The sequence below is a fragment of the Tardiphaga sp. 285_C5_N1_2 genome, assembly GCF_052076065.1.
Taxonomy (GTDB): domain Bacteria; phylum Pseudomonadota; class Alphaproteobacteria; order Rhizobiales; family Xanthobacteraceae; genus Tardiphaga; species Tardiphaga robiniae.
On sequence record NZ_CP197241.1, the window covers coordinates 2636125 to 2651093 of the forward strand.

At 62.4% G+C, this 14969-nt stretch carries 12 protein-coding genes; 7 read left to right on the plus strand and 5 right to left on the minus strand.

From position 1 onward, the window contains the following. Window positions 1–605: 605 nt before the first annotated feature. The 5 genes from AB7951_RS12560 (at window position 606) to AB7951_RS12580 (ending at window position 7322) form a co-directional block, all read left to right on the plus strand. Window positions 606–1904 (plus strand): N-acetylmuramoyl-L-alanine amidase, encoded by a 1299-nt coding sequence (locus AB7951_RS12560; protein ID WP_120290288.1) that lies wholly within the window; start codon window positions 606–608, stop codon window positions 1902–1904. A 246-nt stretch (window positions 1905–2150) separates the two neighbouring features. Further along, the gene (locus AB7951_RS12565; RefSeq protein WP_093758405.1) at window positions 2151–4643 is read left to right on the plus strand and encodes a penicillin-binding protein 1A; all 2493 of its coding nucleotides are present in this window, start codon (window positions 2151–2153) and stop codon (window positions 4641–4643) included. Between the two features lie 108 nt (window positions 4644–4751). Beyond that, a protein-coding gene (prfB, locus tag AB7951_RS12570) for a peptide chain release factor 2 (RefSeq protein ID WP_120289384.1) occupies window positions 4752–5883 on the plus strand; the annotation gives its coding sequence in 2 pieces (ribosomal slippage) (window positions 4752–4820 and window positions 4822–5883; 1131 coding nt in all). 3 nt (window positions 5884–5886) lie between these two features. Beyond that, window positions 5887–6765, plus strand: coding sequence for an NAD(P)-dependent oxidoreductase (locus AB7951_RS12575; RefSeq protein WP_120289386.1), 879 nt, complete (start codon window positions 5887–5889; stop codon window positions 6763–6765). 173 nt (window positions 6766–6938) lie between these two features. Beyond that, window positions 6939–7322, plus strand: a complete 384-nt coding sequence (locus tag AB7951_RS12580) for a hypothetical protein (RefSeq protein WP_068736651.1) — start codon at window positions 6939–6941, stop codon at window positions 7320–7322. Between the two features lie 84 nt (window positions 7323–7406). On the opposite strand, the gene AB7951_RS12585 is transcribed toward AB7951_RS12580, so the two are convergent. Next, on the minus strand, window positions 7407–8036 hold the full coding sequence (locus AB7951_RS12585) for an XRE family transcriptional regulator (protein WP_120289388.1): 630 nt from the start codon (window positions 8034–8036) through the stop codon (window positions 7407–7409). 227 nt (window positions 8037–8263) lie between these two features. Between AB7951_RS12585 and AB7951_RS12590 the strand changes: the two genes are divergently transcribed. Together AB7951_RS12590 and AB7951_RS12595 are read left to right on the plus strand one after the other, a co-directional pair. After that, window positions 8264–9133, plus strand: coding sequence for a fumarylacetoacetate hydrolase family protein (locus tag AB7951_RS12590; protein ID WP_120289390.1), 870 nt, complete (start codon window positions 8264–8266; stop codon window positions 9131–9133). A 196-nt stretch (window positions 9134–9329) separates the two neighbouring features. Next, window positions 9330–10310, plus strand: coding sequence for a tripartite tricarboxylate transporter substrate binding protein (locus tag AB7951_RS12595; RefSeq protein WP_120289392.1), 981 nt, complete (start codon window positions 9330–9332; stop codon window positions 10308–10310). Here the strand turns inward: AB7951_RS12595 and AB7951_RS12600 are convergent. The 4 genes from AB7951_RS12600 to AB7951_RS12615 all read right to left on the minus strand — a co-directional run bounded on the left by AB7951_RS12600 (window position 10307) and on the right by AB7951_RS12615 (window position 14932). After that, window positions 10307–12367: a carbamoyltransferase C-terminal domain-containing protein gene (locus AB7951_RS12600; protein WP_120289394.1), complete on the minus strand. Its 2061-nt coding sequence runs from the start codon at window positions 12365–12367 to the stop codon at window positions 10307–10309. The genes AB7951_RS12595 and AB7951_RS12600 overlap by 4 nt on opposite strands. A 159-nt stretch (window positions 12368–12526) precedes the next feature. Further along, on the minus strand, window positions 12527–13885 hold the full coding sequence (locus AB7951_RS12605) for a M23 family metallopeptidase (protein WP_120290290.1): 1359 nt from the start codon (window positions 13883–13885) through the stop codon (window positions 12527–12529). 91 nt (window positions 13886–13976) lie between these two features. Beyond that, a complete protein-coding gene (locus tag AB7951_RS12610) occupies window positions 13977–14771 on the minus strand; it encodes a redoxin domain-containing protein (protein WP_120289396.1) in 795 nt (264 codons plus the stop codon). A gap of 20 nt (window positions 14772–14791) precedes the next feature. After that, window positions 14792–14932 (minus strand): hypothetical protein, encoded by a 141-nt coding sequence (locus AB7951_RS12615; RefSeq protein ID WP_158005733.1) that lies wholly within the window; start codon window positions 14930–14932, stop codon window positions 14792–14794. Window positions 14933–14969 lie beyond the last annotated feature (37 nt).

Genomic DNA, 14969 nt, shown 5'->3' on the forward strand with positions numbered 1-14969 from the left:
AAGGCCGATACACAGCCCTGAACGCCGTGCCGATCGCGAGGTCAGTGCGGGGCGACGCGCGAGGCTTGGGCCTCGCATCGGCATAGTTCCCACCTGGGTCTCGGTCGGCATCACAGTCTGGCGCATCAAGCGTCGGCCCGTCTGAACATCTTGGCGGCAAAGGCGCCGCCTTTTGCTGACGTCCGGCGCGCCGCAGAACGCGGTCACCGGCTGTCGCATACTCCGCCCGTAAGGCCGGAATAATCGGTCATGAAGTGTCTAAAGCCGCCCCGGGAGCGAGAAAGGACCTGGGACCGGACACCGCCTGGGCTAAGACCGCCTCTCTGGGCAACCGCGCGCTGCGCTGGTTGTAGAGAGGAGGCCGGAAAACGCTGGATCCACCGATAGATGATCGGGGGAACGAGCGTTGCACCGGGAGGCTGAACGCGACACAACCGGGAGTTAAACCGTCAGCTCTTCGTACATACGAGGAATGGGGGGCGCATGCAAGGGAAGCGTCACAAGGCTGCAACACTCAGGCTTATTCGATACGGCCGACTTAAGCCCCGGTTAACCCTGCAATCCTATTGGGTTAATGAGGGGCTGCTTCGGAGGCAGTGGATTCGTTGACGAGCCGCGCAAACCACATCGTCAGGCTGGCCACGGTGCTCTTCAGTGCCGGTTTTGGGCTGTTTTGGTGCCCGAACTCCGCCCAGGCCGCCGGCGAGACGCCGCGCGCGGAAGTGGAGGGCGTTTTCCCGATCGCCTCCGACGTGCGGATCGCCGGCGACGAGAAACAGACCCGTTTCATTCTCGATCTCGACAGGAAGATCCCGCTGCGTGCCTTTACGCTGGCTGACCCATATCGGGTGGTCATCGATCTTCCCCAGGTCAATTTCCATCTCGATCCCGGCGCCGGGACGGTCTCCCGCGGCCTGATCAAGGCGTTCCGCTACGGTTTGGTAATGCCGGGCGGGTCGCGCATGGTGTTTGACCTGACCGGACCGGCCAAGATCAAGAATTCCTACGCGCTCGATCCCGCCAACGGGCAGCCGGCGCGGATGGTGATCGAACTCGAATCGGTCGATCGCACCACATTCGTACAGGCGCTGGCGGTTGAGAATCGCCCGGATCTGCGACCGGCCGTCGGAACGACTGCTGCGGCGTCTCCGGTTGCCACCAAGGTGGTCGCCAGCGCCGTGCCCGATGCCGCGCCGGACGCCCGTCCAGTCATCGTGATCGATCCCGGTCATGGCGGCATCGACAACGGCACCCAGGCCGGCGGCGAGAGCGAGAAGGGGATCGTGCTGGGTTTCGGTTTGGCCCTGCGTGATCGTCTGGAGAAGCTCGGCAAATACCGCATCGTGATGACCCGCGCCGACGATACGTTCATTCCCCTGGATGAACGGGTGAAGGTGGCGCGCAACCAGTCGGCTGCCTTGTTTGTCTCCATCCATGCCGACGCATTGCCGCGCGGCGAGGGGGATGCGCAGGGCGCCACCGTTTACACACTGTCTGACAAGGCCTCCGACGCGGAGGCGGAGCGGCTGGCAGACTCGGAAAACAAGGCCGACGCCATCGCCGGCGTCAATCTGACGGAAGAGCCAACCGACGTTGCCGACATTCTGATCGACTTGGCGCAGCGCGAAACCCGGACCTTCTCAAACCGCTTTGCCCGGCTTGTGGTGGGCGAGATGAAGACCACGGCGCGGATGCACAAGCATCCCCTGAAATCGGCAGGTTTCCGCGTGCTCAAGGCCCCGGACGTCCCCTCGGTGCTGATCGAACTGGGTTACGTGTCTAACAAAGACGATCTCCAGCAACTGATGTCCGAGAACTGGCGCTCCAAGACTGTCGGGGCGGTCGCCAAGGCGATCGACGGGTTCTTCTCCAAGCGGATGGTCTCTGCCGGCCCGGGAAACTGACGACCGGAACTGAAAATGACAAATCTTTCAGTACGAAAGCCCCGGCCTTCAGTATGAAAGCCCTAGTTTGGCCACAGCCGGAGCTCTATAAAAATTTCCGTGTGGCTGTCAGAATCGGTCAAGACTGACGGCCATTTCGGGTTGTCTCCTTGCTGATTTTTGCCGCGGGACTTGTTGCTGACTTCGCGCCCATGGGGGCCGCCGTATGGTATATTGCGGCACAGCGATTGAAACGGATCGTCGATAATGCGTCTGCTGGTGCGGTTTCTGGGTTTCTTGTTCGCTGCAGGAACCGTGGTGTTCCTGGTGGGCGTCGCCGCCGCAGCCGGGCTGATCTGGCATTATTCCAAGGACTTACCAGACTATTCGCAGCTTCAGGATTATGAGCCGCCGGTCATGACGCGAGTCCATGCGGCGGACGGTGCACTGCTTGGCGAATACTCCAAGGAGCGCCGGCTCTATCTGCCGATTCAGGCCGTGCCGAAGCTGGTGATCAACGCGTTCCTCGCGGCCGAAGACAAGAATTTCTACGAGCATGGTGGCCTCGATTATTCGGGCATGGCGCGCGCGATGGTGCTTTACGCGCAGAACCTTGGCTCCAACCGCAGGCCGCAGGGCGCGTCGACGATCACGCAGCAGGTTGCGAAGAACTTCCTTCTGACCAACGAGGTCTCCTTTACCCGCAAGATCAAGGAAGCCTTGCTGGCGATGCGCATCGAGCGCACCTATTCGAAGGACAAGATTCTCGAATTGTATCTCAACGAAATCTATCTCGGCCTCGGTGCCTATGGCATCGCCGCCGCCTCGCTGGTCTATTTTGACAAGTCGGTGAACGAACTGACCGTGTCGGAAGCGGCGTATCTCGCAGCTTTGCCGAAGGCGCCGTCGTCGCTGCATCCGATCAAGAACCGCGACCGTGCCATCGAGCGCCGCAACTATGTCGTTGATCGTCTGCTGGAGAACGGCTGGATCAAGCAGGCCGATGCCGACAAGGCGCGCAAGGAGACGCTGAGCGTCACCGGCCGCAACAGTTCGGGTCACATCTTTGCCGGCGAGTATTTTGCCGAGGAAGTGCGCCGCGACATCCTGGAACGCTACGGCGAAAAGAAGCTCTATGAGGGCGGCCTGTCGGTCCGTACCACATTGGATCCCAAGCTGCAGGTCATGGCGCGCAAGACCATGACCAACGGCCTGATCAATTTCGACGAGGTGCGTGGCTGGCGCGGGGCGACCAACAAGATCGATATTTCCGGTGACTGGGGCGTGAAGCTCGCCGAGGTCAAAGCGCTGTCCGACATCGCGCCGTGGAAGCTCGCTGTCGTGCTGGATGTCAGTGATCAGTCGGCGCGGATCGGCTTTCAGCCGGGCCGTGAACTCGGCGGTGCCGTGCTCAAGGATCGCCAGACCGGCATCCTCACGTTGGATGGCGTGCGCTGGGCCAAACCCGCCGCCGGCCCGACAAAGGGCAAAACACCGACGGCCGTGTCGCAGGTTTTGGCCGCGGGCGACGTCATCTATGTCGATCCGCTCACAAACAAGGACGGCTCGGTCGTCGAAGGCCAGTTCCGGCTGCGGCAGTATCCGGAAGTGTCCGGCGCCATGGTTGCGATGGATCCTTTGACCGGACGTGTGCTCGCCATGGTCGGCGGCTTCTCGTTCGACCAGAGCCAGTTCAACCGCGCCACGCAGGCCTATCGTCAGCCCGGCTCATCCTTCAAGCCGCTGGTCTATTCGGCAGCGATGGACAATGGCTACACGCCGTCCACCGTCGTAGTCGACGCGCCGATCGAGATCGATCAAGGGCAGGGCGCCGGGGTGTGGCGTCCGGAAAACTATTCGACCGGCAAGTATTACGGCCCGGTGACGCTGCGTAATGCATTGATGCGCTCGCTGAACACCGTGACAGTGCGACTGGCGCAGGACGTCGGCATGCCGCTGATCGGCGAATATGCCAAGCGATTCGGCGTCTATGATGAATTGCCGAACTATCTCTCCTATGCGCTCGGCGCCGGTGAAACGACCGTCATGCGGATGGTGACGGCCTACTCGATGTTCGCCAATGGCGGTCGCCGCGTGAAGTCGACGCTGATCGACCGTATTCAGGACCGCTACGGGCATACGATTTTCAAGCATGACCAGCGCGAATGCCGCGGCTGCGACGCGCCGGAGGGTTGGAAGAACCAGGCCGAGCCGCAGCTCGTCGATCGCCGCGAGCAGGTGCTCGACGCCATGACCGCCTACCAGATCACCTCGATGATGGAAGGCGTCGTGCAGGGCGGCACGGCGACTGTGCTCCGCGAAGTCGGCAAGCCGATCGCCGGCAAGACCGGCACGACCAATGACGAGAAGGATGCCTGGTTCATCGGCTTCTCGCCTGACGTCGTGGTCGGTATCTATGTCGGTTACGACAAGCCCCGGAATCTCGGCAACAAGGCCACCGGCGGTGCGCTGGCTGCGCCGATTGCGAAGGACTTCATGAAGCTTGCGCTCGCCGACAAGCCGGCCGTGCCGTTCCGCGTGCCTGCCGGCATCAAGCTGATCCGCGTCGACGCCAAGTCGGGCATGCGCGCCGGACCGGGCGATGGCGGCCGCACCATCCTCGAGGCCTTCAAGCCGGGCACCGCACCGCCGGACAACTATTCTGTGATCGGTGTCGCCGATGCGGACGGTCGTTCACTCTCGGTGTCGCCGGAAACCGACCGCAGTTTCATGCGACCGGGAACGGGCGGCCTGTATTGAGGCTCATCTGACCCACAGCAGATCCTTGCGGATTGCACTTTGCCGCGCACGCCGCTACATCCCGATCACCATTCGTATTGCGGCTGATGCCGCCAGATCAGAGTTTCCATGCGCGCTGAAATCGAACGCCTCGTAGAAGAGATCAAGCAGTCAGTCGGGCTGCTGAGGAGGCATCTTTGACGTCGATGCATCCACGGCACGACTGGCTGAGCTGAACGCTCTCGCCGAAGACCCCAATCTCTGGAACGACCCCCAAAAGGCCCAGCGCCTGATGCAGGAGCGCACCTCGCTTGAGGACTCGCTTCAAGGCATCGGCAAGGTCACGCGTGAACTCGACGACAACGTCGAGATGATCGAACTCGGCGAGGCCGAGGGCGACCAGAGCGTCGTGACCGAAGCCGAGAATGCGCTCAAGGCGCTGAAGAAAGAGGTCGCGCGCCGCGAGCTGGAGGCGCTGCTGTCCGGTGAAGCGGATCGCTTCGATACCTATCTGGAAGTCCATGCCGGCGCCGGCGGCACCGAGAGCCAGGACTGGGCCTCGATGCTGCTGCGCATGTATACGCGCTGGGCTGAAAAGCACGGTTTCAAGATCGAGTATCTCGAAGAGACGCAGGGTGAAGAAGCCGGCATCAAATCGGCGACCATCCAGATCTCCGGCCACAATGCCTATGGCTGGCTGAAGACCGAAGGCGGCGTGCATCGTCTGGTGCGTATCTCGCCTTACGACTCAAATGCCCGTCGTCACACCTCGTTCTCGAGCGTCGCGATCTTCCCGGTCGTGGACGACAGCATCAAGATCGACATCAACGAGTCCGATGTCCGCGTCGATACGATGCGTTCAGGTGGCGCCGGCGGTCAGCACGTCAACAAGACGGAGTCGGCGGTGCGTCTGACGCATATTCCGAGCGGCGTGGCCGTGGTCTGTCAGGCCGGCCGTTCGCAGCACAAGAACAAGGCCCAGGCCTGGGACATGCTGCGCGCGCGTCTTTACGAGATCGAGCTGAAGAAGCGCGAAGAGAAGGCTGCAGCCGATCAGGCCGCCAAGACCGATATCGGCTGGGGTCACCAGATCCGCTCTTACGTGCTGCAGCCCTATCAGATGGTGAAGGACCTGCGCACTGGCGTGCAGACGTCGGACACCTCAGGCGTGCTCGACGGCGACCTTGACGAGTTCATGGCGGCGACACTGGCGCAGCGCGCCTTCGGCACATCGCCAGGCGCCATCGACGACGTGGACTGAGCCATGCCCCATGTTGCGTTCATCGGTTTGGGACGCATGGGGCACGGCATGGCCGGCTGCTATCTCGAAGCCGGCTTCAGCGTTGCCGTCTGGAATCGCAGCAGGGCGAAAGCAGAAGATCTGATCGCACGTGGCGCACGCTGGGCAGCTTCGCCGGCGGATGCAGCCGAAGGCGCCGATGCCGTCGTCACGATGGTCGCCGATGACGAGGCTTCACAGACTGTGTGGCTCGGCATTGATGGTGCCGGGCGAACCGCGAAGGCGGGCGCGCTGGCGATCGAATGTTCGACAGTGTCGCACCAGCACGCGCTCGACCTTGCCAAGGCGCTGCAGGATCGCGGCCTGATCTATATCGATAGTCCGGTCACCGGTCTGCCGGATGCGGCTGCGAGCGGCAAACTCACGCTGCTGGTCGGCGCGGATACTGCGGACCTCGACAAGGCCCGGCCGTTCCTGGCGCCGATCGGATCGACGATCCGGCATTTCGGCCCCGTCGGATCGGGTACAGTTTACAAGCTGATCAACAACCTGATGGGCGCGATCCATATAGCTGGGCTCGCCGAAGGTCTGGCCATTGCAGAACATGCCGGGCTGGACATGAAGCTGGTGTTGGAGTCCATCGCGAGCGGCGTCGCGGCAAGCCCACAGGTGCTGCGACATGCGCCGCGAATGGTGGCGCGCGATTATTCAGGCGCATCCTTCACCGCTGCACTGCGCCATAAGGATGCGGCCTATGCGGTGAGATTGGCGGAGCAGCTTTTGCAGGCGAGGCCCCTGGTCGGCGCAGCGGCTGTTGAAGCCTATGAAAAGGCGAAGGCTTTCGCGCCAGACGATGACGAAGCCAAAATGATCGAGCTCATCTCGCAACCGAGAGACGGCTGAGCAAGCTAACCGCCCGCCAAAGTCTGCGGCGTCTTGAAACAGTCGCGTCGCTGCGCGGCCGCTTCCGTTCTTCTTGTCACCCGATATCATCCGCATGCCGGAACTCAACATCCGGCGCTGGCTTATCCTGACGCCGCATGTCGCGGTGTCACGAATTCAACGGGGTGTGGGGCATGAACAAGATCATTCCAATTCTTGCTGTTGGCGTTGCATTGATGCTGGGCGGCTGCGGCCGCGATCCCGGACCAGCAGGTCCGAAGGGCGAAACCGGCGCGCAGGGGCCGGCCGGTCCGCAGGGTGCGCAAGGCGTTCAGGGCATTCCCGGCGCGCAGGGGCAGGCGGGTGCACAGGGACCTCAAGGTCCGCAGGGCACGCCCGGCGCCAAGGGTGACAAGGGCGATGCGGCACCAGTGAGCTTCCGCGCGGTGCAGGCAGATGGCGCGATTAGCTGCGAGGCGACGGAGACGCTGGTGTCCGTTGTCTGCCCGAGTGGCGGTGCACCTGATGGCACCAAGTGCACCACGACGCCAACCGTTGGTCTCTGCCTGAAGAAGTAATCGTGTGGCAGATTGAAATCGGCTGCTAGCCAACAGGTCCCTCGCTCGCAGGAGAGCGGGGGCCTTCAAACTTGCGGACGCGTGCTAGGCCTTGCCGTCGCTGCGTCGTCCGTAACTCGGAGGCACCGAAATCACGAGGTAGTATTCACACCGGCGCGCGGTCTTGTTCTCGAACCAGTGCTCGACATCGACTTCGAAATACAGCGAGTCACCCTCATCCAGAACCGTCTCGGTATCCTTGGTGCGCACGGTGACGCGTCCGTGCGTGGCAAGGACGTGTTTGGATGTGCCCTGCGGGTAGGCGGGCAATTTGCCGGTCGAGGTTTTCGGGGGCAGGTGATGCAGGACGACTTCCACTGCCATGCCGGCCATGACGGGCGACAGCAGGAAGCGCTCGAAGCCCGTCTTTGAATCGCGAAAGATCTGGCGTTGATCCTTGCGCACCACAGCGAAGGCCCGGCGCGGCGCGTCGTCGTCGCCCATCAGCGTCGAGAACGATGTTTCCAGAGCCAGCGCGATACGTCGCGCGACCCCGATCGTCGGGCTCTTCTCGCCGCGCTCGACTTTCGACAGCATCGCCCGACTGACACCGGACTGCTTGGAGAACTGCTCCAGGGTCAGGTTGGCCTGTTCACGCAATATGCGAACCCGATCGCCGAATGCGCGACTGACGGAGTCTTCACGAACGACCTTCCGCGTCGCCGGTTTCGCCATATCGGGTGCTGCTCCAATGTCATTCGCGGATGTATCCGCCGGTGATTCCATCTTAGGCGCCGTTGCCCGCCATGTCACATCCTGCTGCGGCAGATGACCGCGTGCGTCTTCTAAAGAATAAATAGCCGGGATGATCAGCTTGCCAAAATCTTCTATCGAAGATAGGTGTATCTTTAGAAGATGCTGGCGATCCGTTCGCCGGACAAGCAGACATATCAGGAGGAAGAATGCACCTTGTTACTTTCCTGCATCAGGGCCGGGCCACGGTTGGCATTGCAGATCAGGCGCTCACTCAGGTCTCGCCGCTGCCGCGCGACGTTGCCCCCGATATGATCGCGCTAATTGCCAATTTCGATAGCCTGAAGGGTACGCTTACCGCTTCAGCGGGCGCGCCCCTTCCTATCGCCAGCGTTGAGCTTCTTGCGCCAATCCCGCGCCCGGCACGCAACGTGTTTTGCGTTGGCAAGAACTACCATGAGCACGCGAAGGAATTCGCGGGCAGCGGTTTCGACTCCTCGGCAAAGGAAGTCGTGCCGGAAGCGCCAGTCATCTTCACGAAGCCGTCGAGCACGGTGATCGGTTCCGGCAAGTCGATTCCGAATTATCTCGATCCGACCGACAGCACCGACTACGAAGGCGAGCTGACGGTCGTCATCGGGCGTGGCGGCCGCGGCATCAAGAAGCAAGACGCGCTGGCGCATGTGTTCGGTTACACGATCATCAATGACGTCACGGCACGCACGCTGCAGCACAAGCATCGTCAGTGGTTCATCGGCAAGGGCATCGACGGTTTCTGCCCGATGGGTCCGGCGATCCTGACCGCTGACGAGATGCCCGACCCGACGAAAATGCGACTGACGACATCCGTCAACGGCGAAAAGCGCCAGGATGCGTCGGTGACCGATCTCATCTTCGACATTCCGACGCTGATCGAGACGCTCTCGGCAGGGATCACGCTGGAGCCGGGCGATCTGATCGCGACCGGAACGCCGGCTGGCGTCGGCCTCGGCTTCACGCCGCCGCGCTTCCTGAAGAAGGGCGACGTGGTTACGATCGAGGTCAGCGGCATCGGCAAACTCGAAAACCCGGTTGGCTGATTAAGCCTACACAGGTTGCGGTTTTGATGAAGAGGCGCGGGGCATCATCTGCCCCACGCTCAATTCTGCGAGCTTCAGCAACTTAGAGCTTTGAAAGAGCTCCAAGGCGCGCAGGCGCTGTCTCCCGAGATGGTGCGTCGTCCCCTGGATGCGACTGAAACCAATGCGTTGCTCAAAAACAAAACGGGAGACAAATATGAAACGTCGTGACTTCATTGCCGGCCTCGGGGGCTTGTCGACGCTCGCTTTGACCGGTCAGGGTGTACGCGCGCAGGAAGCCTGGCCGAGCCGCAACATCACCATGGTCGTGCCATTTCCGGCCGGCGGGCAGGCCGACATCGCCGCGCGTCCGGTCGCGAGCTATATGCAGAAGGTCCTCGGCAAACCGGTTATCATCGACAATCGCAGCGGCGCCGGTGGTTCGCTCGGCAACGCGACCGCTGCCCGCGCCCAGCCTGACGGGCATACGCTGCTGATGACGCTGTCGTCGCTTGCGGTTCTGCCCGAGTCGGATCGCATCTATGACCGGCCAGTCGCCTATGAGGTCGACCAACTGCAGCCGGTCGCGCGCGTGCTCGCGGATCCAACCTTGTTCGCCGTGCCGGCCAGCGCGCCCTGGAAGACAATTCAGGAATTCGTCGCCGACGCCAAGGCGCGTCCCGGAGCGATATCATACGGATCGTCGGGCCCGTTCGGTACACTGCACGTCTCGATGGAGATGTTCGCGATTGCGGCAGGTATCAAGCTGCTACATGTGCCGTATCGTGGTGCGACCCCTGCGATCAGCGATCTCCTGGGCGGCCAAATCCAGGCGCTAGCCTCGGCGCCGGGCACGCTCAAGCAGCATGTCGATGCCGGGACACTGCGTGTTCTCGCAAACTTCGGCGGTGAACGCCTCGCTGCCTTCCCGAATCTGCCGACGTTCAAGGAACTGGGCTATCCCGATGTCGAGTTCTACATCTGGGCCGGCCTGTTCGCGCCGAAGGGAATGCCCGCACCGGTCGTGACGAAGTTGCGCGAGACCATGAAGCAGGCGATGAGCGATCCGGAAGTCACGAAGACGTTCGAGGCTGCCGGCAACATGCCCGCCTATCAGGACTCGGAAGAGTTCGCGGCGTTCGTGGCCAAGGACAGTGCGCGTCTGGTTGCCGTCGCAAGGAAGATCGGCAAGGTCTAACTGCGGCTGCGTGTCCACTCCGACAGCCAGGCCGTGAAGCGGCCGCTGTCGCGGGTGCCGCCATGCCAGGCGGCAGTCACCTGACCGTCGCTCGCAACCATCAGCACCACGTCGAGACCCGCCGAACGGCGCAGGGTCTCGACGGCCTGCTGCGGCGTCTGCGCGATCGGGCCGGCGACGTTGAACGAGGTATTCACCGACAGCTCGACGCCGATATGGCGACCGAGCGCCTTGAGATAGGCATAGGTCAGGGGATCGTCCTCGGCGCGGACGATCTGGATACGGCCGGTGCCATCGGCATGAATAACGGCCGGAATTCTCTCCCGTGCATGCGGCTTCGATTGCGCCGTCAGCACCATGTAATTGTAGGCGTTGTAGTTCGCGTCAGACGCGCCCTCCAGCAAATCGAAATACTCGTGCGCCGCGTCAAGCGTCGCCATCGGCGCCAACGGGCGGATCGCCTCGCGATATTTCACGCGTTCATTGAGCCGTTCGCGCGTACCGGCGTCGCAGGGATTGGCGAGGATCGAGCGATGGCCGAGCGCACGTGGCCCAGTCTCCGCCGCGCCCTGATAAAGCGCGATGATGCCGCTCTGAGCGACCATGAAGGCCATCAGGTCGGCAATTGCATCGCAGCCCTCAGGCGTTGAGATATTGCCGATTGTCTGTGTCTTGATGTCGTCAGCCTGCAGTGCCGCGGTGATGTCGCTCTGTGTCGGCGCATCGCCGCAATAGAACGCGTGCGTCATAGCGGCGCCGCGTGGTGCGCCGGCAAGATGCGCGAACATCCAGGCCGCGCCGATGGTCACGCCGGGGTCGCCGGGGGTCGGTGGAATCCACAGATGCAGTCGTTTTGCACGCCCCTGAGTCTGCTTGAACCAGTTCTCGTCGAAATGCTGTAGCAGCCGCATATTGCCGAGTGCGTTCAGCGCCACGCCACCGGTGAGCACCAGCCGATGCGCGCCGGTGGTGCGCAGCAGATGATCGACGACGTGCTTCATCGCGTCCTCGAACACAAGCTGCGTCGCTGCCGCTTTATCGAGACGGTCCTGCGTATCCGGCCGGTGCTGGATATCTTCGACGCGCAGCACGGCGTCCGGATTCCAGAGCTGATCTGGTTTGAGCGGCTCGCCGAGAATCTTGATCAATGCGGACTTATAAGCCGCCTCGAACGGGTCGCAATACCAGTTGCCCATGGCGCGGTTGAGTTGGATCTCACCATTCGCACCGAAATGCAGCACCTCGCGCAACCGTGCGTAATACGGATTGCTGGCGCGATCCATGTCGCCCCAGGCAGCAGCGCCCATATAGCGGCCTTCGCTCGACAGCCATGTCCAGCCGCCCTGTGTCGACGAGATGACGCTGTAGAACGCACCCAAGGAGTCGAAGACGCTGTTATTGCAATAGAGCCGCTGCATCTCGCCATGCTTGGCGACATATAGGGAGATCGAGCCCAGATCCCCTGTACCATCCAGCACGGCGATCGCGACCGGTTCGTCATCGGGGAAGGGCGATGCGGCAAAGGAGAACCAGGCGTGGTTGTCGTGATGGGGCACCATCAGCAGCGGGACACGCGCGGGCAGGCCGAATTGCTTGCGGAGCAGCTTCGGGGTCCGCGTCATCTGCTCGAGGCGCCGTGCGTCGAAGCTGACGGAGTTCTTGGTGCGCAGCAGCTTCAATCCGTCGGGAAGTTCTTCGACGATGCTTCGCACCAGCGTGCCGAGCAGATCAGGATAGTCCCAGGTCGTCAGCCAAGCATCGATATCGGGGACGTCACGGCCCATCGCCTGCAGCGTGACGCGCATCGCATCGAGTGCTGCGCGCGGATATTGCGTGGTGTGCTTGTCGCCCGAGAAGCGTTCTTCTTCGTTGTTGACGATGAGGCGCGGGCCGTGAGCCCGCGTGACTTCGACCAGCGCCACGCCCGAATTGTGCGTGCCGGGCAGTCCGAGGCCGGCGAGCAGAACCGTTTCGCCGCGCGCCAGCTTGGCGCGGAGCTCCGAGATGCGACGGACCGTAAAGTGGGAGTCGTTGGCATAAAATCCTGCCAGCGTCATCGCCCAGGTCGCGACCCGACGTGTGGCGCGGAAACAGAACCGGCCGAGACGGGGGAAACGGGGACCAATGCGTCGGGGGGATTTCAACGGGGTGCCTCGGATTGACGGAGACCCGCTTCAATCACATCAGGGGCAGGGCAACAATGCCCCACATCCAGTTCAGCCTGCGTTGAGGCGAACGCCGGCGCGGAGAAACTTCTGCGGATCGACAGCTTCGCCATCGATACGGGTTTCATAGTGCAGATGCGGGCCGGTGGAGCGGCCGGTCGAACCGACCAGGCCGATCACCTGGCCGATCTTGATGATATCGCCGACCTTGACGTTGATCGCGGACATATGGCCGTAGCGGGTCGACAATCCGTTGCCATGGTCGATCTCGACCATGCGGCCGTAGCCACCGGCGTAGGCCGCGGAGACGACGCGGCCATTGGCGGTGGCACGGATCGGATCCCCGGTAGCACCGCGGAAATCGAGGCCGGTATGCATCGCAGGACGGCCGAGGAACGGATCGCTGCGCACGCCAAAGCCTGAGGTGAATTCAACTTCGCCGACGACCGGCTTGCGGTAGGGCACCAGCGCCATCGTCCGGTTAAGCTTGTCCATCTGCGCGCGGGTCACGTGGATGCGGTAGAGTTGGCGTTCGAACGGATCCGCGCTCGATGACAATTTGACCGGCACAAACGGGCCGCCCATGGGTGCGCGCGGTGTGGCGGATTCGAGTTTCGCCATATTGAGCCCGAGGTCCGAGATCGCGCCGCGCATGCGACGAACCTTCGAGTCCATGGATTCTTCAGCCGCGGCGAGTGTCGCAATCTGGCGGCTCTCGACCTGATCGAGCGAGGCCTGCAGGCGACCAATCACATTGTCGACGCCGCCGAGTTTGGCGAACTGGTTGGGTTGCTGGGCGGTGAGCGCAGGCGTGCGGGACTCAAGCCGCGCTTCGCGATCCGGCGGCGCCACGAAGGTCACCGTGTCGCTGATCGGCGACGGCTTGGGGATCGATGTCGTAGGCTCGATCGCGGCGCCACGGGCCGGCGGCTTGCCGATCGAACCTGTAACAGACAGATCGGGCATGGTGCCGAGCGCCGTGGCGCGCGATTCCAGTGTGGTTTGCCGGCGCATGACCTGATCGAGCTTCTGGTCGAACTGCTCCTGGTCCAGCATCTGGCGGCTGGTGGTCCGGTCGATCTTGGCGCGGAGTTCAGCGATGCGATCTTCATAGGCATATTGCATGTCCGCCTGGCGCGCGATGAGCTTGGTCAGCACGTCGTCGCGAAAGGCGAAGTAAGTGGCTGTGGCCGCAGACCACGCGCCCAGCACGGTCACCGTGCCGACGACGATCCAGAACACCACAGGCCCGATGCGGACCTGCTTGCCGCCATGAGCAATCGTATAGTCGCTTTGATTGGCTTTCGGGGGCGGCGCCTTGACCGGCCCGACGCGGCGCGCCTGTGGCCGTCCATGGTCGTGTGCGTGGTGCTGAGGGTACTCGGCATATTGGGTAGGGCGGTTCGACATCAGCACTCCTGATGCCAGCCGGAGACTCGTCGGCTGGCTCAACGGAGGCGATTTGAGCCCTTCATGGTTAATTTTGAGCAAATGACATTGATCAAATCCGACGTGCCTCTTCGAGCACCGCGTCTGCGTGTCCGTCCACTTTGACGCCGCGCCAGATCTTCGCGACATTGCCTTTCGCATCGATCAAAACCGTGGTGCGAAGAACGCCTTCGAAGGTTTTGCCGTACATCGATTTCTCGCCCCAGGCGCCATAGGCTTTCAGCATCGATTGCGTCGCGTCCGACAGCAGCGGAACTCCCAGCGCGAACTTGTCACGGAACGACTCCTGAGCCTTTAGCGGGTCGGCCGAGACGCCAAGCACGGCGGCGTTGGCTGCCTGAAAGTCGGCGGACAGGCGGGTGAAGTCGATGGCTTCCTTGGTGCAGCCCGGCGTGCTGGCGCGGGGGTAGAAGAAGATCACCAGCTTCTGGCCAGCATAGTCCGACAGCGAGACCGTAGCGCCGCCGTCACGGGGCAACTGGAAGGCCGGAGCCTTGGCCCCCTCGGTTGCGACACTAGGCGCCGGTGCGATTTTCTCGCGAGTTGCTTTCGGTGCCGCCACGGAGGGCGGCGCAGGCTTCGCAACTGCTTTGGGCGACGCCTTCGCGGCGATCGTCTTAGTCGCTGGAGCCTTTTTGGCGACAGGAGCCTTCGCGACTTTGGCGGCTGGCTTGGCTAGCGCCTTGGACACGGCTTTCGCCACAGGCTTGGCTTGCTTGGCGGCAGCCTTTTTGGCTGGGGACTTTGTCGCAGCCTTGGCAGGCTTCTTCGCCTTCGAGGGAGAAGCAGTCTTGGCCGTTTTCTTGGCGGCGGCCTTGGCGGGTTTCTTGCTGGCTTTCTTGGCCATGGATGTTCCTTTCTTCGCGTTCAGCGGTTCAATTGCGCGGCGCGCCCGACGAGGCGCTTGGCCGCAGTTTCCAGCGTCAATCCGGCTTTCGCGCCCGATGCGTTTTCTGCCACTGTACAGATGGCTCGTTTCGAGGGATTCTTGCGCGATTTCTTGGACATACGCCTTCCTTTCGTCGCTTTCAGCGGCTCAGTGTGA